The following is a 20292-nucleotide window of genomic DNA, read 5'->3' as shown; positions in this document are numbered from 1 at the left end:
GATTACAAACCAAATAATTGAACAATCACCACATCGATCGCTTTAATGGCAATAAATGGTAGAACCACACCACCCACACCATAAATCAACATATTTCGACGTAGTAACTGAGTTGCAGTTGAAGGTTTAAATTTCACGCCTCGAAGAGCAATTGGAATTAATAACGGGATAATAATCGCGTTAAAGATTAATGCCGATAAAATCGCACTGCTTGGGCTCGCCAGATGCATCACATTTAAAACCTGCATTTGCGGAATCGCTGCAGCGAATAATGCAGGCAAAATTGCAAAGTATTTCGACACATCATTTGCTAAAGAAAACGTTGTTAAAGCACCACGAGTAATCAACTGTTGTTTACCAATTTCAACCACAGCCAGTAGTTTGGTCGGGTCTGAGTCTAAGTCGACCATATTGCCTGCTTCTTTCGCAGCTTGCGTACCCGAATTCATGGCTAAGCCAATATCTGCCTGAGCTAATGCAGGTGCATCGTTTGTTCCATCACCGACCATCGCAACTAAACGACCTTGCTGTTGTTCAGTGCGAATACAAGCCAATTTATCTTCAGGTTTTGCTTCAGCAATATAGTCATCTACGCCAGCTTCAGCAGCAATCGCAGCAGCAGTTAACGGGTTATCACCCGTCACCATTACGGTTTTGATACCCATTTCTCTTAAACGAGCAAAACGTTCTTTAATGCCGTGTTTAATCACATCTGAGAGTTCAATCACGCCCAATACATGATGTTGATTTGCCACAACCAATGGGGTTGCACCTTTTTTGGCGACTTGTTCAACACGTGCTTTCAACTCTAAATCTTGAGAATAATCTTCATCGACAAATTTCAAAATGGCATCTAACGCACCTTTACGAATTTGATCACCATTAGGGAAATTCACACCAGAAATTCGGGTTGATGCACTAAAAGAGATAAATTCAACCTGCTCAGGTTCTTGCTGTTTTAGCCCTTGTTCTTTTGCTAATTTAACAATCGATTTTCCTTCTGGTGTTGGGTCTGCAAGCGAACTTACCCAAGCAGCCACTCGTAACTCAGACTCAGTTACCGAAGTTAAAGGATAAAAAGAGGTCGCTTGACGGTCGCCATAGGTAATGGTTCCGGTTTTATCAAGTAAAAGCACATCAATGTCACCAGCAACTTCTACGGCTTTACCCGATTTTGCCAAGACATTGGCTTTGAGTGCACGGTTCATACCCGCAATCCCAATCGCAGGTAATAAGCCCCCAATAGTTGTTGGAATTAAGCAGACCAATAGCGCCACAAGCACCACTGGATCAAGTTCAACATGCAAATAATTGGCAATAAACGGCAAGCTAATCACGACAATTAAAAACGTGAGTGTCATCACCATTAACAAAAAGCCAAGTGCAATCTCATTCGGTGTTTTTTGACGATTTGAACCTTCAACCAAAGCAATCATACGGTCCAAGAAACTTTGGCCAGATTCCGCAGTAACCTGAACGATAATACGATCTGTAAGTACTTTGGTCCCACCAATAACACCTGAACGGTCAGTTCCAGCTTCACGTAATACGGGTGCCGATTCACCTGTAACAGCTGATTCATTAATAGTGGCAAAACCTTCTACAATTTCACCATCGGCTGGAACAAGCTCACCTACATGAACTTCAATAAAATCATTTAAACGAAGCTCAGTTGCTGCAACTTGCGTCGCTTGACGGTCGGTCAAAGAATTGAGTCTTCGAGCGGTTAAGTTTTCTCTTGCTGCACGCAATGAAGATGCCTGACCACGACCTCTAGCCTCTGCAACAGCTTCAGCATAGTTGGCAAATAAAATGGTAATGAACAGGATAGCTGTTACTGCCAAACCAAATAACAGTGTGGTGTAACCCAAAATGGTACTGATTCCAGTAACCACTGTCCCAAGCCATACAATTGCCATCACAGGATTTTTAATTGCATGTTGTGGTAGCAACTTCACAAATGCATTTTTCCAAACTTCAAAATTTGGTACTGCCATGGTTTTTTTATGGCTATTTACATGAGTTTGTGTATTCATTTTCACTCGCCTCCTTAGCCTTTAACCAACAAAAGTTGATCGGCAATTGGCCCAAGGACAAGAACTGGCATAAATTGTAATAAGGTAAGCAACACCACAATCGTGATCAGCGTTAAGGCAAAAGTTGGAGTTTCAACTTGAAGACTGCCTGCTGTTTCGGGTGCTTTTCTTTTTGCTGCTAAACGTGTCGCAATCATTAATGGCAAAATTAATGTCGGAAAACGTCCTAACAGTAGAGCGATACTACAAGTGACGTTCCACCATACGGTGTTATCTCCAAGGCCTTCAAAACCTGAACCGTTGTTGGCAAAGGCAGAAACATATTCATAGAACACTTGGCTAATACCATGCGGTCCTGAATTGCTGATGCCTGATAGACCCGGAATGCTGAGGGTTAATGCAGTAAAGGCAAGAATAACGAGAGGTTGAATCAAGATAATAATCGCGAGTAACTTAATTTCTGCGGCTTCAATCTTGCGCCCAAACAACTCAGGGGTACGACCTGTCATTAAACCGGCAATAAATACTGCAAGTAATAGATAAATCATAAACTGTTGCAGACCACAGCCTACGCCGCCCCAAATGGCATTAATCAACATGTTAATGAGTTCGACCAGACCAGTAAGCGGCGCAGAAGAATCATGCATCATATTGACCGAACCATTATTTACTTGAGTTGTGACAGCTGCCCAAACCGCTGATGCTGCTGGCCCAAATCGTTGCTCTTTACCTTCCATTACGGCAAGTTGAGATGCTGTAGATGACATACTTTCAGACCAGACGGCTGCTGCACCTGAAATAATCGACATAAAAAGCATGCTACCAAACACAAAGTAAGCAAACTTTTTACGCTGAGTAAAATGCCCAACCATAAAAATTACTGTGATTGGAATGAGTAAAATCGCAATCATTTCTAATAAATTAGACAGTGGTGTTGGATTTTCTAAAGGCACAGAACTATTTGGACCGTACCATCCACCACCGTTACTACCCAATTGCTTAATAGCCACCATCGGTGCAACTGGTCCCAAAGGAATTTTTTGAGTTTCTACAGTGTTGGCTTTATCAATAAGTTGTACTTCTGGCCCGCCTTGGAAAGTCGCTGGTACACCTTGGCTATTGAGCAATAATGACCAGACAAAACAGAGTGGAAGCAAAAAGCGTACTGTAGGGCGAATTACATCTGCCCAATAGTTACCAATTAAAATTTGATCTGGTTGCTCGGCAACATCAGCTGCGATATGGCTTGGACGCTGATAAAAGAACGCTCTTAAGGTCGCGACAACCAAAGCCAATCCCATCATTGGAGTAATGACTTGCAGGCCCACAATACCTGTCATTTGCGACAAATAAGATAACTGAGCCTGACCAGAATAATGCTGTTGGTTGGTGTTTGTTAAAAATGAAATAACAGTGTGTAACGCTAAATCCCAACTCATATTTGGTGCATGGTTAGGATTTAATGGTAGCCATGCTTGCGTCATAAAAATAGCAAGAATAGCCACTGCAAGAAAAATACAGCTAACAACAAATGCTAGAGAATATTGTTTCCAGTTCATTTGTTGTTGTGGAGATACACCTAACAAGCGATAAACAGGATTTTCAATCCAACGAAATAATCCATCACCCCACATCGGCTGATTTGCCATCACTTTGGATAGATATTTACTGAGGCACCATGCTAGAAAAATAGCAATAAATAAAACAAGTATAAGTTCTAGCATGGCTATTCTCCTCTAAATCCTATGGCTTGGCTTGCCAAACTGGAAATAAGGAGAAATAAAGAAATATCATTTTTTTTAAGTCCGCATAAGACAATGCCAGACTGATGCAAGATGCGCATTTGAGAATTTATAAGCATCTTTATTGTCCTGAAATAACACTAATTTAGTGAATTTCAGTATCGGTAAAATGCTCGTAAATTCTCTATTGAGGAACTCAAAGCCCGCGTAAAATTTGCGTAAAATATAGAGTAAAAGACGTTAAAGTTTAAAATTGACTACCGGATAAAGTACTGCGTCAGACTTTAGGGTCTCACAATTCCATAATTCATATAAAGGAATTTTTACGTCTAGTGCCAAAGGTAATTTTTTAGAATTAAATTGCATATGGTCGAGATCCGTTCCCCATGCAATCAAATCTACATCTAAAGAAATATGATGTGATGGACGAATACGTCCTGTGTCTGATTCAAGTTTTTTTAAGAAAGCTTCTATTTGTGAGGGATTTAAAGAACTTTTTAATAGACATGCCGAATTCCAGTAATCATCTCCAATGCCATCTCGGCATGGAATTTGATAAACCGATGAAAACTGCACTTTCCCCAATGTTGCCAATTGCGTATAAGCAAAAGTAAAGTGTTGTTCTGCGTCTAAATTACTCGCTAGAGCGAGCGCAAAAATTATTTCTGGTGCGTTCAAGACGAATTCCTACAGCATTAGCTTCTGCAATGATGGCGGGCTTACGGATGGTAATGGTAATTTTTTCAATCGTTGGGAAAGTTTCGAACAAACATTCCAAAACGAGATGTGCTGCATGTTCGATTAATTCAGGCTTGGCTTGTTGAATAGTTTGAGCCGATAACTCACAAATCTGTGCATAATTGAGTGTATCTTCAAGTTTGTCAGACTGTGCAGCTCGGCTCAAATCATTATGGATGGTTAAATCCAACATTAAAGGTTGAATGATTTGTCTTTCCCAGTTGAAACAGCCAATGACCGTTTCAACTTTCAAGCCTTCAATAATAATGGCATCCATAAATTTAAACTGACCTTAGTGCTTTAACAACGAAGCAGGTTCCATATTTTGAACCATTTTCAAACGCTGGTCTGCATAAATATCGGTATATGGTGCGAGTACGCGCATAAAACGATCGAAATAAAGCATTTGCTTAAATAATAAAGCAAAATCTCGAGGGAATTTAATACCGTGGCGCTCACCAACCCCCACCATATCCATCATAATGTCGTTTAAATCGGCAGGATTGGTAGACAGAATTTGCTGTGGATCAGCCATTAATACGCCATTAAATAAACGCTCCAAATCTTGTGCCAATATTTCCACATCAACTTTGTTATGCGTCATGCCCATTTTCAGCATGTTTTCGGCCATCGCTTTATAATCAGTTTTTTGCAATGCATCCATAAAGGCCATACACGCTGTCCAAACCTCTGGCTTTAACTGACCCACAATACCAAAATCAATAAAACCAATTCGGCCATCTTCGAGCAGCATTAGGTTCCCGGCATGTAAGTCTGCATGGAAACTCTTACATAGCATGAGACTACCGAACCACGTATTCATTGCTGTAATCAGCACTTGTGATGGATCTTTTGCGTATTGTTTCACCACACTAAAATCTGTCAAAGACACACCATATAGACGTTGCATGGTTAAAACACGGCGTGTAGAAAATTGATGATAAACCTTAGGTGCAGTCGCAGCGTGGTTCTGAGAAACATTCAAATATTCAATAAAGTCATCTAGATTTTGTGCTTCTTCAATAAAATCAACTTCACGCACCATACGACTTTTGATTTCATCGACAATTTCAGAAAGTGCAGCGAATTTGATTTTAGGTACTGCACGCTCAAGCAATTTAGCAGCCCAATGCACCACACTTAAATCAGTATATAAAATGGTTTCAACACCCGGCTTTTGTACTTTAATAACGACATCTTCGCCTGTGGTTAATTTAGCTGCATGAACCTGAGCAATTGAAGCAGAAGCTAATGGTTTTTCATCGATATAGCTGAAAATCTGACTTAAATCGCGCCCTTCAAATTCAGAGTCAAGTACACCTTGAATATAACTAAATGGCAGTGTTGGTGTCTGGTCTAAACAACCTTGAAATTCTTCTACATATTCACGTGGGAAAAGCGATGGAGTACTCGCAATAAACTGACCAAGTTTGATGTAAGTCGAGCCAAGAGATTCAAAGGTTTCCCGCATGAGTTTGGCATTACTTGGTTTTTCAGTTGCGTATTTAATCCCAGCTTTGGCGGCAACCACTGCTGTTTCACCAATACGGGCGACAGAACGTAGCCCATCAAACAAAATATTTTTTTTCATATTTCTTCAAAACCAAATCATTCAGGTTGAGTGTAGCAAATTTTATTTCATTTACTGATTAACTTGCCTGACAAACTGGGCAATTTATATCTTTATCAAAATTAACAATGCGTTGTGTCATGTTTGAGCCATCCCAAAGCAACAGTTTCTGTTTTAAAGGGGTCAGATTGAGTCCTAAATAGAGCAAAGTGTGATGTGCTTGTAATGACGCTATCATTACAGGAGTAGTCGCAAGTACCCCAGATTCCGCACAGCGTAGGCCTTCATTGCTATGCTGTTCTTTAGGAAATAAACATTCATAACAAGCTGAATCACCTTCAACCATAAACATTTGTGCCTGAAAACCAATTGCTGAAGCACTAATTAATGCGACCTGATGCTTTTTACAAGCAGCATTTACTAAATAACGTGTTGTAAAATTATCACATCCATCCAACACCACATCTTGGTGTTCAACAAGTCTATCAATGTTATGTTCATCTAAACGTTCGTTGTAGTACTCAACACAGATATAAGGGTTAATTTTCTGTAACCGCTTTGCAAGAACTTCAGCTTTATAACGACCAATATCTTCATGACCAAATGCAATTTGACGTTGTAAGTTACTTATCTCAATGGTATCGGCATCAATGAGTGTAATTTTCCCAACCCCTGCTCGCGCTAGTAGCTCTGCACTACTACAACCTATTCCACCAGCCCCAACAATAAGAACATTGGCAAGTTTGAGTTTTTCCTGAGCTTCTATATCCCATCCATCAAGTAAAATCTGACGGCTATAGAGATGCATTTCTTCATCACTTAACTCTACAAAATCGATATCTTGAAGCTCGGTCACGCGTTAATCCTTTCACTTAGAAGCGAAATGATTTTATGACTAAGTCAGGCATTAGGAAAGGTATAAAATAAAAACAGCATTTTATTCTTTAAACTTTTATCCACCGCATTACTTCTCTCAAGCTTTCTGCAACAATAGAAATATCTATTTTCTTTATTACTTAGGCTAAATATGTCCCAATCATATATTGCACCTGTAGAGTTAGAAAAAGCTTATCGTTTGTTAAATCATGGCCCAACTGTACTTGTCTCTGCTCAGCATGGAGATGACCGAAATGTAATGGCAGCCGCTTGGGCATGTGCATTAGAACTCACCCCAGCCAAAGTAACCGTTGTTCTCGACAAAAGTACTAAAACTCGTCAGCTTGTTGAACAAAGTGGTTATTTCACCCTACAAGTTCCCTGCTATGCGCAGCTCGATATGACCCATCAACTTGGTACAATTAGCAAATTAGATGATCCGCAAAAACTAGAACATTGTGGTGTTGAGCTCTTTTATCAAGAAGGTCTTACCAGCCCATTAGTATCTGGTTGCATCGCATGGCTCGTTTGTAAACTTATTCCTGAACCGCATAATCAGTCAGCTCATGATTTATTTATTGGTTCTGTTGTAGGTGCTTGGGCAGATAGTCGTGTTTTCCGAGATGGGCACTGGCACTTTCAAGATGCACCAAAAGAGCTTCGAAGCTTGCACTATATTGCTGGCGGAACATTTTATTTAATTGGTGAGCAAGTTAAAGCTGATCTTTAAACATAAAAATATAGTTTTTAACTTTTTGAAATGTATTGAATCGAATTAAAAACAGAAAATTTCGATTGCAAAAAACCGCATAACAATTGCGGTTTTTTGCAATGAATTTCATTATTTAAAAAGCTAATCCTTAAACTTGGGTAACTTCACGAGCAATCACTAAACGTTGAATATCGGAAGCACCTTCATAAATCTGGCTCACCCGAACATCACGATAAATTCGCTCAACAGGAAAATCGCTCACATAGCCATAGCCACCATGAATCTGGATTGCATCAGAACAAACTCGCTCAGCCATTGTAGAAGCAAACAGCTTTGCCATTGAGGCTTCTTTTAAACAAGGTAATCCTTCATCTTTCAAAGTTGCAGCATGTAAAACCAACTGATGTGCCGCTTCAATCTGGGTTGCCATATCGGCTAAACGAAAACTTACCGCCTGATGCTGGACTAACTCTACGCCAAAAGCTTTACGCTCATTTGCGTATTGCACAGCAGCATCAAAAGCAGCTCGTGCCATACCAACAGATTGAGCAGCAATCCCAATACGACCGGCAGCTAAATTAGATAACGCAATTTTATAACCCTCACCTTCTTGTCCCACCAAGTTTTCTAAAGGAATACGGCAATCCTCAAGGGTAATAGTTGCTGTGTCTGAAGCGTGCTGTCCCATTTTGTCTTCAATACGAGTAACTAAGTAACCTTCTGTATTGGTCGGAACAAGGAAACACGAGATCCCTTTTTTGCCCGCTTGTTTATCAGTTACTGCAAACACCAGAGCTACTTGAGCATTTTTACCGCTGGTAATAAATTGCTTTACGCCATTAAGTACCCACTGGTCCCCATCTCGCTCGGCTTTACATAAAATCGCACTCGCATCAGAACCAACATGTGGCTCAGTTAAACAAAAGCACCCTAACCATTCACCTGATGCAAATTTTGGTAAATAGGCCTGTTTTTGCTGTTCTGAACCATATGCCAGTGTAATACCGCAAACCAATGAGTTTTGAACACTTACAATTGTCGAAATAGCACCATCACCTGCTGCAATTTCCTCAATTGCGAGCACTAAAGATACATAATCCATTCCTGCACCACCCCATTCATCTGGAACGGTCATACCCATTGCCCCCAAAGCACCTAAATCTTTTAATTCCTGAGCAGGAAACTCATGGGTTTTATCCCGATGAGCAGCTGTAGGTTTTAACTGATTTTGCGCATAATCACGCATCATCTCCTGAACCATACTTTGTTCAGCACTTAAAATCATTTCAACATCCTTATTTTTATTATTTTGCTGCCATACGAATTGCACCATCCAAACGGATGACTTCACCATTTAAATATGAATTTTCAGCAATATGCCCAACTAAACGAGCAAACTCTTCGGGTTTTCCTAAACGAGACGGATACGGCACCATTTGTCCCAAAGCGTCCTGAACATTTTGTGGCATACCTTTAAGCATCGGAGTTTCCATAATTCCCGGTGCAATCGTCATAATTCGAATGCCATGTCGCGCAAGCTCACGAGCAATTGGCAATGTCATGGCAACAATAGCGCCTTTAGATGCTGAATAAGCTGCCTGACCAATTTGACCATCAAATGCTGCAACTGAGGCTGTGTTTACAATTACACCTCGGTCCTCGTCCCCTGCTTCAACTGTATTTTTACTCATCGCATCTGCCGCAAAGCGCAGCATGTTAAATGTACCAGTGACATTAATTTGCAGAGTCTTTGAAAATAACGCCAAATCATGGACACCTTCACGGCCAACCACTTTAGCCGAAGGGCCAATACCAGCACAGTTAACCAAACCATGCAAACTGCCATGTTTGACCAAAACATCCTTAAATAACTGTTCAGCAGCAGCTTCATCGGTTACATCAAGTTTTACAAAGTCAGCTTTTGATCCTAATTGTTTTGCTTGCTGTTCACCTGCTTCTACATTCATGTCTACCAATGTGACAGAGGCACCTTGCTTTACTAAATATTCAGCTGTTGCAGCACCTAAACCAGAGCCACCACCTGTAATCACGAAATGTTTCCCTTGAATTTTCATTATGTAACGTCCTATAGAAATGTTCTTTAAACTTAGTAGTGAGAGTAAAAGTTGTTGTTTTCCGATACAATTTCAAAAAGCCTCAAAATGTTTGCAGCTTTTGATCAATCCAAATTTTAAATATGAAATATTTCACTTGAAATATATGAAAAAAATATGAGTCTTTGACATGGTTGTCCAATCTTCTTTAAGTAAAGGAACTATTTCGATTGCACTGGTACATGAAGCACTAGGTGCTGCTTATACCAAAGGGCTAAATACTCAACTAATTCTAAATAAAGCGGGAATTCCTGCCGAATTACTGATGTCTCCCAAGGCACGTGTGCCTGTTACGACATATGCGCAACTGTGGATAGAACTTGCCAATACCATGAACGATGAGTTTTTTGGTATGGATAGCCACCCTATGCGTCGTGGTAGCTATAAATTACTCGCTAAACTCGTCAGTACGGCGGAAACTTTAGAAAAGGCGCTTTACGATATTTTGAAATTTTTTAACTTTATTTTAGATGATCTACAGGGTGAATTAATTCGGGACCAGCAAAAAGCCTATTTAGTCATTCGTGATCGTGAACAACCCAAACGTATGTTTACCTACGCGACCTTTTTAATGTTAGTGCATGGACTCATGTGCTGGTTGGTAGATCAGCGAATTGGCTTGAATAATATATCGCTACGTTGTCCTAAACCCCAAGATATTCAGGACTATTTCGTACGTTTTGGTGAAGATATAAAATTTAATGCCGAGATAAATCAAGTTGAATTCGATGCTCACTATTTAGATATTAAAATTAAAAAAGATAAAAAAGCACTTTATGATTTCTTAGAGCAAACACCGCAAAATCTTTTAGTTCGCTTTAAAAATGAAAATGCACTGAGCCTTCTTATTCGTCGTCATTTATTGAAACTTCATCCCGCACAATGGCCCGAACTTAAAGATGTTGCACAACAGCTCAATATTTCTGAAGCTACAGTTCAACGCCGACTGAAACATGAAGGCGTCAGCTACCAGCAAATTAAAAATGAAATTCGCTGTGATATTGCTGTTGAACGTTTAAGTAAAACTAACGATTCAATTCAAGATATTAGTGAAGACTTAAGCTTCCAAGATCCAAGCGCGTTTCACCGTGCCTTTAAAAAATGGACTGGCGTCAGCCCAGGCGCTTATCGAAATAATTTAACTTCACACAAGCAATAATATAAATATCACAAGCTTAAAAAATAATGCTTAAGCTTATGATATTTATATCTTTTAAATTCAATATTTCAGATAAGCACATTATTTTAAATTCAACAATTACTATAAAAACAGTGAGTTATAATTTTATCTAAACTTTTATCTTTCAATCTGATTTATAAATCAAAATAACTAAGTTTGTAAGCTATCAAACCCATGGAAGGATGATCTATTATTTATTCTGGTTCTATTTTTATTATGTCTTTAAAATCAAAATTATCTCTATCAAAGACTTTGTTGGCATCAACATTGGGGCTTGTATTTGCATCATCTGCCTTTGCAGCAGTTCCGACCACACTTAAACTTGATTATGCCTACTATGCACCAACCAGCTTAGTCGTAAAAGATCAAAAACTTCTCGAGAAAGCACTACCAAATACTCAAATTAAATGGGTTTTTAGCCAAGGCAGTAACCGTTCATTAGAGTATCTCAACAGTAATAGTATCGATTTTGCGTCTACCGCTGGGTTAGCAGCTGTATTAAGTCGAGCGAATGGCAGCCCAATTAAAACTGTTTATGTACAAAGCCAGCCAGAATGGACCGCTCTTGTGGTAGCAAAAGACTCACCAATCAAAAATCTAAAAGACTTAAAAGGTAAGAAAATTGCAGCCACCAAAGGAACCGATCCATTCTTATTTACACTACAAGCGCTAGACACAGTAGGCCTAAGTAAACGCGATGTACAACTGGTTCATTTACAACATCCTGACGGAAAAACTGCATTAGAACGTGGTCAAGTAGATGCTTGGGCTGGGCTTGATCCGTTAATGGCTGCGGCTCAAATACAATCAGGCGCCAAATTACTTTATCGTAATGTTGGATTTAACAGCTATAGCGTACTGAGTGTTAAAGAAGATTTTGCAAAGCAAAGTCCTGAAGCGGTTGAAGCAGTGCTTAAAGCCTATGAACAAGCCCGAAAATGGGCAAAAGCTAATCCTGATAAAGTGGCAGCACTTTTAGCTCAAGAATCAAAACTTCCCCTACCTGTGGCTAAACTACAATTGAGCCGAACCAACTTTGATCAAAGCATTCCATCGGCAACTCAAGCACAAGCACTGAAACGTTCGGGGAAAATTTTGACAGAAGAAGACTTGGTTAGAAAAGGCACCAACGTCAATCAAGTGGTTGACCAGTTGTTAGACCCACGTTTTGCTCAAAAAGTCGTGAAATAATATATGAGTGATTCATTTAACAAAGCTGAGCTAAATCATTTCTTAGCTCAGCAAGCTTTAAAATCTCAGAAAAAGCATTTAAACAATAAATTTACACGTTGGTTTAAAGCACTGCTCATTCCCGTAATCTTTTTAGTAGGTTGTGAGTTTTTAGTCAGAAATGGCTATATCGATGCTTATTTACTACCCGCGCCAAGTAGTTTGTGGCAATCTTTTTTGGATTTAGCTCACAGTGATCTTTTTGCCCATATTTATATTAGTACATGGCGTGTTTTAGTAGGTTTCATTGTAGGGAGTGGTTTAGGGTTAATTTTTGCAATTTGGGTTGGATTAAGTAAAGAGGCCGAAGCTTATTTGGAACCAACTTTTTCAGCAATTAAATCAATTCCAAGTCTTGCATGGATTCCTTTGTTATTACTTTGGTTAGGAATTGATGAAGGTTCTAAAATTACGCTAATTGCAATCGGCGCATTTTTTCCAACCTATACCAATACAGTTGCAGCAATTCATAACGTAGATAGAAAGCTCATTGAAGTTGGAAAAGTTTATCGGCTCAATGCTTTTCAACGTATTGTATCTATTATTTTGCCGGCAGCATCTCCGGGAATTTTAACCGGTTTACGCAACAGCTTAAGCTTATCGTGGATGTTTATGATTGCAGCTGAACTGATTGCAGCCACTCAAGGAATCGGTTATTTATTAAGTGATGGTCGAGAAACATCCCGCCCTGATATTGTCATTATTGCGATTATTTTATTAGCCCTATTGGGTAAAGTAACGGATAGCTTAATGAAACTTATAGAAAACTGGTTATTACGTTGGCGAGATACGCTACAAAAATAACTTTAAATCCAGCACGCCAAAGTGACTCGATCATTTTGGCCGTAGTCTTGAATGGTTTTAATTTCACTAAAACCATGCTCAGCAAATATATTTCGAACGGCCTGTCCCTGATCATAACCATGTTCAAGTGCAATCCAACCTTGTGGTTTTAACCAGTTTTTGCCTTGAGTAATAATAATTTCAATATCAGCTAGACCCTGCTGATCTGCGACCAATGCACGGCGTGGTTCTGTTGCCAATGCCTGCATGTGTTCATCTTCAGGGTCAATGTATGGCGGATTAGAAACAATTAAATCAAAATTCTGTGGTTCCAGTGCATCAAACCAAGGACCGCAAGCAAATTTTACTTGTTGTAATCCATGGGTTTGCGCATTTTCTTTTGCAACTTCTAAAGTAGGTGCATAAATATCAGTTGCCGTTACTTGCCAATCTGGGCGTTCACTCGCTAATGCAAGTGCAATCGCACCTGTGCCCGTTCCCAAATCAACAATATCCGCATTCTTTGGCAAATTTAGATTTAAAACGGTTTCAACCAAAACCTCAGTATCCGGACGTGGAACTAAAGTATCGGAAGTCACTTTTAAGTCGAGTGTCCAAAATGGCTGTGAACCTGTTACATAAGCTAAAGGTTCACCATTTTGAATACGTTCAAGCCCAGCCAAGTAGTCTTGCTCTTGTTGAACTGTTAACTCTTGCTCAAGTTTAAACTTTAATTCAAGCGAATTGATTTTTAGAAAATGCTCAAGTAACCAAGCATTTTCCTGACGTTCATAACTGTCAGGCTCACCACGAATTGCAAGCGCTTGAGCAATATTCATTAGCCGCCATTTTCCTGTGCAAGCATTGCAAGCTGATCTGCCTGATATTCACGATGTAAGCTATCAAGTAATTCAGTTAAATCACCTTCCATAATGGCATCTAACTTATATAAAGTGAGGTTAATACGGTGATCCGTCATACGCCCTTGTGGGTAGTTATAAGTACGAATACGTTCAGAACGGTCACCAGACCCCACTAAGTCACGACGCATTTCAGAAGTCGCTGCATCCGCCGCCGCACGTTTCGCATTTTCTAAACGTGACACAAGCAATGCCATCGCTTTGGCTTTGTTTTTATGCTGTGAACGTTCTTCTTGGCATTCAACAACTGTACCTGTTGGAATGTGGGTAATACGTACCGCCGAATCCGTTTTGTTAATGTGCTGACCACCTGCACCAGATGCACGGTAAGTATCAATACGCAAATCTGCTGGATTAATCTCGACATTTGTATCAACATCAATCTCAGGCAAGATCGCAACTGTACAAGCCGATGTATGCACACGACCTTGTGACTCAGTTGCAGGCACACGTTGCACACGATGTGCACCACTTTCAAATTTTAGGCGACCGTATACTCCATCACCGTCCACACGGCAAATGACTTCTTTAAAGCCACCATGCTCACCTTCATTTTCAGAAAGTACTTCTATACGCCAATTTTGTGTTTCGGCATATTTACTGTACATACGGAATAAGTCACCAGAGAAAATTGCAGCCTCATCACCACCTGTTCCGGCGCGGATTTCTAAATAAGCCGCATTAGAATCATTTGGGTCTTTTGGAATCATCAAAATATTGAGCTGGCTTTCTAATTCTCCAAGCAACTCTTTATTCGCTTGAATTTCTTCTTCTGCCATATCTTTAAAGTCAGGGTCAGACTTCATCAATTCAGCAGTTTCAATATCTTCTTCTGCTTGACGGTATTTGCCCCAAACTTCGGTAATTTCAGATAAATCACTATGTTCACGAGACAATTTACGGAAACGTTTGTTATCGGAGATGACTTCCACATCTGCAAGCAACGCGGTAAGTTCTTCATGTCGATCACAGAGTTGATCAAGTCGTAAACGGAGTGACGCTTTCATAAGAGGAAATATCTCAAAAGTCCAAAAAGCTTATCGAACGCTATGTAAATATAGAAGATAAGCAAAATCGTAAAAATAGCGCATAGTTTACAGATTATGCCGCTCAAATGACATATATAATCAGCCAATTCATCAACTTTCACAGTAAGTGGCAACTTATAAATATAATGATTTCAGATGAGATTTATTTACTCGCCTATAATTTAGCTTTTTTATAGAAATTAATACGTCACCTTTTTCACCCAATCCGGCAATAGAGGCTTTATTCATAAAACCTCTTTACCATGTCTATTTATTTTAATTTTTCTAATAATGTTTTACCCACCAGAACAGCTGAGGCTGGATTTTGTCCCGTAATAAGTTCACGATCCACCACTACATTTGGAGTCCAAGCATTCGTATTACTTTGATATTTACCACCAATTGACTGTAATGCCGTTTGTGGATAGAACTTCATTTCACCACCTTTTAACAGAGCCTTCGCTTGTTCTTCTTCTTGGTTACTAATCACAGTCATCCGATAGTTCTTATAAATCCACTCTCCAGTTTTTACGGTTTTGCCTTGCTCAAGTTGCTGAACGACTTCAGAAGCATTAGGTAATGTTGACATCAAAGCTATAGGACCATGACAAACTAGTGCTGTAGGTTTTTTAGCTTTATGAAAAGCCGTCAAAACTGTCCCAAGCTGTTTATCTTTTAATAGATCTTGCATAGGTGCATGCCCACCTGGAATATAAATAGCATCAAACTGATCAATACCAATTTGCTCAATACGCGACAAACTCAAAACTGGAGAATCTTGAGGCGATGTTAACTTTAGATCATGCAATAAACCCGCATATTGCTTTAATGCTTTTTCGTCTTGATTAAAGTACATCGCACTATTTGATGACTCATCTAACGTCGGGGCTTTTCCTTTTGGTGTAGCGAAAGTTACTGTGTGCCCTGCATCTAAAAGCATTTTTGTAGGCTGCATCAACTCATTTAAATAAAAGCCTGTTTTAAAAATATGACCATTTTTCAGCTCTAACTGCCCTTCATCAGACAATATAACTAATACATGAGCAGCATTTGCACTTAATGCTGCTGAAGCGGTCACTACTGCAAGCATTATTTTATTTAGAGATTTCATTATTCAACCTTCATTCCAGCCTTATGCTGGATTTATAACTAGGATGGATATATTCTATTTTTGCCAGCAAGGTAGAAAAATAACCACATTTACAAATCTTTTTTGCGTTTGAGGACAAAATGTCTCGTCAATTTGACCATCTTGCCGATGTTGAAGTGTTTTTAATTGTGGCTGAAAAGCTTTCTATTAGTGCAGCTGCAATTTATTTGTCCACAACGCCTTCAGTCATTAGTAGAACAATTACACGTTTAGAAAAAAAATTGGGTATCCAGTTTTTTAGAAGAACAACTCGACATCTGAGCTTGACTGAAGCAGGTCAACTTTATTATGAGAAAATGCAGCACGCTTTTCAGTTAATCGACCATGCAGAACGTGTAATTCAAGGCGAACAACTGCAAATTTCTGGGAAAATCAAATTAAGTGTTCCTACAACTTATGGACACTATCGTTTACCACCCTTATTAGAAAAATTTCTTTTGCAATATCCTGACATTCATATTGAAATCAGCATCTCTAACCGAAATGTTGATTTAATTGCTGAAGGTTTCGATTTAGCAATTCGCCAAGGCCATCTTCCTAATAGCTCTCTTGTAGCCAGACCGCTGGAACTTGCCCCTCTTCAACTTGTTGCTTCACCTAATTATTTAAAACGTATGGGTATTCCTCAAACTTTGGAAGAATTAAATCATCACCAATGTATCGCTTTTGAATTACCAAGTAGTGGCAAGATAACCCCATGGTTATTTAAAGATGTAGATCAAGAAATTCAGTGGACACCAACAAATCGGATTTTAGTAAAAGAAGATATTTTAGGCGTAGTTTCTCTTGCTGAAAGTGGATTAGGGATATGTCAGAGTTATAGCTTTATTGTTAATGAAAAAATTCGACAAGGAAAATTACAACCTTTACTCGAGGCTTATGCAGGTCACACACGTCCCTTCTCTTTACTGTACGCACAACATAAACATATGTCTTCTGCTACAAGAGCTTTGATCAATTTTCTCTGTTCAGATGGCGAATAATGAACTCATTAAAACTAAATGAGACTCATATTTATCTATATGAGTATTAAACATTCTATTTTAATAGAAAACATACAAACCTGACACTAAACTACAATAATGAATTGATGGTTCTCCATATTTTAAGAAACGTGTTTTGTTACATTTGCCGTAACAAAAGATATAGGGTCCTGCTGCTAAGGACACGGAGTAAAAAATGAAATTAAATGCTTGGTTATGTAGCGCTGTTTTAGCAACTTCTATGGTTACTGTAGCTCATGCTGACAATACAACACATGTAGCAGCCGCTTCTGCTTTAGGCAGTGTCGCTGGTACTGCAATTGGTAAAAGCATGGGTGGTACATCTGGCGCAACAATTGGTGCTGCTTTAGGTGGTGCTGGTGGTGCAGCAGTTGCAAGTGACCGTCGTCACCGCACAGAATCTGCAATTGGCGGTGGTTTAGGTGGTGGTGCTGGTTATACCGTTGGTAGAAGCATGGGCGGTACAAATGGTGGTTACGTTGGCGCTGCGTTAGGTGCTGCGGGTGGTTCTGCTCTAGGTAATAAGATTTCTAAAGACCGTGATGCTGACAGATCTTCTAAGCACTGGAAGAAAAAACACCGTCGTCATCACTAATCAAATTTGATGAAACGTTACTAAGCACCTTCGGGTGCTTTTTTATTAGGATCAACAAATATTCACCATCTCTCTTTTGCTCAGGATTTATCCACAAATTAATAGAAACAATACAAACAGACACAAAACTAGCGTATCGCCTTTGGGGTTCTCCATAATTATCACGAAATTTTTGATTACATTTATCTCAAGATAAAAATACTGTCCTTCTCAGTAAAAAGGACATGGAGCTGCAAGATGAAAATGAATATTTGGTTAGCTAGTGCATTAATTGCAACATCGTCTATGGTGACAGTTGCACATGCAGATAATGGTACCCGTGTTGCTGCAACCTCTGCGTTAGGTAGTGTGGTTGGTACAGCAATTGGTAAAAGCATGGGTGGCACAACAGGCGCTACAATTGGTGCGGCTTTAGGTGGTGCTGGTGGTGCAGCCGCAGCGAGTGACCGTCGCAATCGTACAGAAGCTGCGATTGGTGGTGCTTTAGGTGGTGGAGCTGGTTATACAGTCGGTAAAAACATGGGCGGTACCAACGGTGGTTACATTGGTGCTGCGGTAGGTGCTGCGGGTGGTTCAGCGCTAGGTCGTAAAGTTTCTGAAGATCGTAACTACAATGATCGCTATGATCGTGGTAGTCGTTATGATCGAGATGATCGTAGATATGACGATGGCGACCGTCGTTACTATAGTAAAGGTGGCCATCGCCGTCATGACAATGGTTTACATCGCGGCTGGTACAAAAACCGCTAATTCATATATGAATCAAAAGAGCACCTTCGGGTGCTTTTTTATTGAGAGATAAAACCCAATATCGAAAAAAAACGATATACATTAATCCCTATATATCGTAGTATTTCGATATACCCTTATTCGAGAATATCGCATGCGATCACTTCAAGATACCAAGTTTTCAATTTTGGAACTTGCTCCTATTCGTAATGATAAAACCATCGAATTTTCGTTACGTCACGCATTAGAATTAGCACAACATGCAGAAAAACTAGGTTATGAACGTTTCTGGCTTGCAGAACATCACAACATGGATGGAATCGCGAGCTCTGCTACGGCTGTCTTACTCGGTTTTATTGCAGCACATACACAGCATATTCGCTTAGGTTCAGGCGGCATTATGCTTCCTAACCACGCTCCTTTAGTTGTCGCAGAACAATTTGGAACACTTGCTACTTTATATCCAAATCGTATTGAACTGGGTTTAGGTCGTGCTCCTGGTACAGATCAACTCACTATGCGAGCTTTACGTCGTGGGCATCAAGAAACAGAAGATCAATTTCCAAGAGATGTTGTCGAAATCCTAAAATATTTTGATGTACCGCAAGCAGGACAAAAAATTATTGCAACGCCAGGGCAAAATACACATGTGCCTGTTTGGTTACTTGGATCTAGCCTTTTTAGTGCGCAATTGGCTGCAAAACTTGGTCTACCCTACTCATTTGCGTCGCATTTTGCACCACGTATGTTAGGTCAAGCCATCCAACTCTATCGTGAGAACTTTGAGCCTTCTGCTTATTTAGATAAACCTTACGTTTCTATGGGTGTACCTGTTGTTGTAGCAGAGACTGATGAAGAAGCACAGTTTTTAGCAACAAGTGCATACCAACGTGTATTAGGCTTAATTCGTGGTGAAAGCTTAAAGCTGAAACCACCAGTTGAATCAATGCAGGGACTCTGGAATACAGCAGAACAGCTTTCCGTTGAAAACTTCTATGCAATGGCACAGATTGGCTCGGTTGAGACTGTTCGCACTGGTTTACAAAAACTTTTAACGACATACGATGTTGATGAGTTTATTTTTACATGTGATATATACGATACAGCGAAGCGTCTAGACAGTTTTACGCAACTCATGAATGTAAAAACAGAACATTAAAACTCTGCTTCACTTTCCCATACTTGAATGGATTTCGAGTATGGGGTGACCATCTATCTGAAAAGACTTTACCCCAACTTCCTGCTTGGTTATTTATATTAAAACGATAAAAACATCATGATTGAAAAACCAAAAGGACTTTTGGAAAATGAGTATTAATATTAAAAATAACGCTTCAAAATCAGTAATTTTTCAAAATACAGCTCAAGATTTTGAAGACTTTGCTGGTCAAGTTATTCCGTCAACCTCAATTAAAGAGTTTGATTTTTCACATTCATCTGTCGCGATTATTGGTACAAATCAAGATACTGTGACCCATCTTGAAAAAATCTGCCAACAAGCAAAATTTGTGACTGTATTTCAAATTACACCTCACTTTATTTTGCCCCATAGTCAAATGGGCACACACAAGTTAATTACGCATCCACTCATTATTAAAAACCGGAGATTATTTAACAATCGTGTAAAAAGTCTTTTGGCCTTACGTTTTCTTGAGACTCAAGTAAATGAAACATGGCTTAAACGCCTTTTAACACCCAATACTGCAACGACTAAAAAAGTATTTTTTAAATCTGATAGTTATTATGCTGCACTCCAAAAAGCCAACTGTAAATTACAAACTTGGCCCATTGTTAAAGTTACCAATACATCAATTCACAGCATGGATGGTATAGAACAACCAATCGACATCATTATCAGAATAACGGCATAAAAATAAAAAGCATG

Annotated in this window: 20 protein-coding genes; 9 read left to right on the top strand and 11 right to left on the bottom strand. The window is 39.4% G+C overall.

Translation table 11 applies throughout. The annotated features are described in order from the left end of the window. Positions 1 to 2: 2 nt before the first annotated feature. The 6 genes from kdpB to HL290_RS02675 all read right to left on the bottom strand — a co-directional run bounded on the left by kdpB (position 3) and on the right by HL290_RS02675 (position 6942). Complete coding sequence (gene kdpB, locus HL290_RS02700) at positions 3 to 2042, bottom strand: potassium-transporting ATPase subunit KdpB (RefSeq protein WP_198495513.1); 2040 nt, start codon at positions 2040 to 2042, stop codon at positions 3 to 5. Positions 2043 to 2050: 8 nt separating this feature from the next. Then, entirely contained in the window at positions 2051 to 3760 is a 1710-nt protein-coding gene (kdpA, locus tag HL290_RS02695) for a potassium-transporting ATPase subunit KdpA (protein ID WP_198495512.1), read from the bottom strand. 258 nt (positions 3761 to 4018) lie between these two features. Then, complete coding sequence (locus tag HL290_RS02690; protein WP_198495511.1) at positions 4019 to 4456, bottom strand: 2-amino-4-hydroxy-6-hydroxymethyldihydropteridine diphosphokinase; 438 nt, start codon at positions 4454 to 4456, stop codon at positions 4019 to 4021. After that, positions 4413 to 4793, bottom strand: a complete 381-nt coding sequence (gene folB / locus HL290_RS02685) for a dihydroneopterin aldolase (RefSeq protein WP_004643300.1) — start codon at positions 4791 to 4793, stop codon at positions 4413 to 4415. The genes HL290_RS02690 and folB overlap by 44 nt, the downstream gene beginning before the upstream one ends. A 15-nt stretch (positions 4794 to 4808) precedes the next feature. After that, positions 4809 to 6107, bottom strand: coding sequence for an ABC1 kinase family protein (locus HL290_RS02680; protein ID WP_198495510.1), 1299 nt, complete (start codon positions 6105 to 6107; stop codon positions 4809 to 4811). A gap of 58 nt (positions 6108 to 6165) precedes the next feature. Beyond that, positions 6166 to 6942 (bottom strand): HesA/MoeB/ThiF family protein, encoded by a 777-nt coding sequence (locus HL290_RS02675; RefSeq protein ID WP_198495509.1) that lies wholly within the window; start codon positions 6940 to 6942, stop codon positions 6166 to 6168. A gap of 171 nt (positions 6943 to 7113) precedes the next feature. Between HL290_RS02675 and HL290_RS02670 the strand changes: the two genes are divergently transcribed. Continuing rightward, a complete protein-coding gene (locus tag HL290_RS02670) occupies positions 7114 to 7692 on the top strand; it encodes a flavin reductase family protein (RefSeq protein ID WP_198495508.1) in 579 nt (192 codons plus the stop codon). Between the two features lie 130 nt (positions 7693 to 7822). On the opposite strand, the gene HL290_RS02665 is transcribed toward HL290_RS02670, so the two are convergent. Continuing rightward, on the bottom strand, positions 7823 to 8959 hold the full coding sequence (locus HL290_RS02665) for an acyl-CoA dehydrogenase family protein (protein ID WP_080028301.1): 1137 nt from the start codon (positions 8957 to 8959) through the stop codon (positions 7823 to 7825). A gap of 19 nt (positions 8960 to 8978) precedes the next feature. Beyond that, on the bottom strand, positions 8979 to 9749 hold the full coding sequence (locus HL290_RS02660; RefSeq protein ID WP_198495507.1) for a 3-hydroxyacyl-CoA dehydrogenase: 771 nt from the start codon (positions 9747 to 9749) through the stop codon (positions 8979 to 8981). 169 nt (positions 9750 to 9918) lie between these two features. Here HL290_RS02660 and HL290_RS02655 point away from each other — a divergent pair, with 169 nt between their 5' ends. The 3 genes from HL290_RS02655 to HL290_RS02645 all read left to right on the top strand — a co-directional run bounded on the left by HL290_RS02655 (position 9919) and on the right by HL290_RS02645 (position 13002). Continuing rightward, positions 9919 to 10947, top strand: a complete 1029-nt coding sequence (locus tag HL290_RS02655) for an AraC family transcriptional regulator (RefSeq protein WP_198495506.1) — start codon at positions 9919 to 9921, stop codon at positions 10945 to 10947. Positions 10948 to 11184: 237 nt separating this feature from the next. Then, complete coding sequence (locus HL290_RS02650) at positions 11185 to 12159, top strand: aliphatic sulfonate ABC transporter substrate-binding protein (RefSeq protein WP_198495505.1); 975 nt, start codon at positions 11185 to 11187, stop codon at positions 12157 to 12159. A gap of 3 nt (positions 12160 to 12162) precedes the next feature. Then, entirely contained in the window at positions 12163 to 13002 is an 840-nt protein-coding gene (locus HL290_RS02645; protein WP_198495504.1) for an ABC transporter permease, read from the top strand. Between the two features lie 2 nt (positions 13003 to 13004). On the opposite strand, the gene prmC is transcribed toward HL290_RS02645, so the two are convergent. The 3 genes from prmC to HL290_RS02630 all read right to left on the bottom strand — a co-directional run bounded on the left by prmC (position 13005) and on the right by HL290_RS02630 (position 16040). Beyond that, positions 13005 to 13820 carry a peptide chain release factor N(5)-glutamine methyltransferase gene (prmC, locus tag HL290_RS02640; RefSeq protein WP_198495503.1) on the bottom strand — a complete coding sequence of 272 codons (816 nt, stop codon included), beginning with the start codon at positions 13818 to 13820 and terminating at the stop codon, positions 13005 to 13007. Next, positions 13820 to 14908 carry a peptide chain release factor 1 gene (gene prfA, locus HL290_RS02635; protein ID WP_198495502.1) on the bottom strand — a complete coding sequence of 363 codons (1089 nt, stop codon included), beginning with the start codon at positions 14906 to 14908 and terminating at the stop codon, positions 13820 to 13822. The genes prmC and prfA overlap by 1 nt, the downstream gene beginning before the upstream one ends. Positions 14909 to 15200: 292 nt before the next feature. Continuing rightward, a complete protein-coding gene (locus tag HL290_RS02630) occupies positions 15201 to 16040 on the bottom strand; it encodes a type 1 glutamine amidotransferase domain-containing protein (protein ID WP_198495501.1) in 840 nt (279 codons plus the stop codon). 119 nt (positions 16041 to 16159) lie between these two features. Between HL290_RS02630 and HL290_RS02625 the strand changes: the two genes are divergently transcribed. The 5 genes from HL290_RS02625 to HL290_RS02605 all read left to right on the top strand — a co-directional run bounded on the left by HL290_RS02625 (position 16160) and on the right by HL290_RS02605 (position 20278). Beyond that, positions 16160 to 17062, top strand: coding sequence for a LysR family transcriptional regulator (locus HL290_RS02625; RefSeq protein WP_198495500.1), 903 nt, complete (start codon positions 16160 to 16162; stop codon positions 17060 to 17062). 196 nt (positions 17063 to 17258) lie between these two features. After that, a complete protein-coding gene (locus tag HL290_RS02620) occupies positions 17259 to 17678 on the top strand; it encodes a glycine zipper domain-containing protein (protein ID WP_005039626.1) in 420 nt (139 codons plus the stop codon). Positions 17679 to 17915: 237 nt separating this feature from the next. Further along, positions 17916 to 18428: a hypothetical protein gene (locus tag HL290_RS02615; RefSeq protein ID WP_003652460.1), complete on the top strand. Its 513-nt coding sequence runs from the start codon at positions 17916 to 17918 to the stop codon at positions 18426 to 18428. 133 nt (positions 18429 to 18561) lie between these two features. Next, positions 18562 to 19566 (top strand): LLM class flavin-dependent oxidoreductase, encoded by a 1005-nt coding sequence (locus tag HL290_RS02610; RefSeq protein WP_198495499.1) that lies wholly within the window; start codon positions 18562 to 18564, stop codon positions 19564 to 19566. 148 nt (positions 19567 to 19714) lie between these two features. Beyond that, a complete protein-coding gene (locus HL290_RS02605; RefSeq protein WP_198495498.1) occupies positions 19715 to 20278 on the top strand; it encodes a flavoprotein in 564 nt (187 codons plus the stop codon). Positions 20279 to 20292 lie beyond the last annotated feature (14 nt).

The organism is Acinetobacter sp. AC1-2, assembly GCF_016124155.1.
In the GTDB taxonomy this organism is placed as follows: domain Bacteria; phylum Pseudomonadota; class Gammaproteobacteria; order Pseudomonadales; family Moraxellaceae; genus Acinetobacter; species Acinetobacter calcoaceticus.
This window is presented reverse-complemented; position numbering and strand designations above follow the sequence as displayed.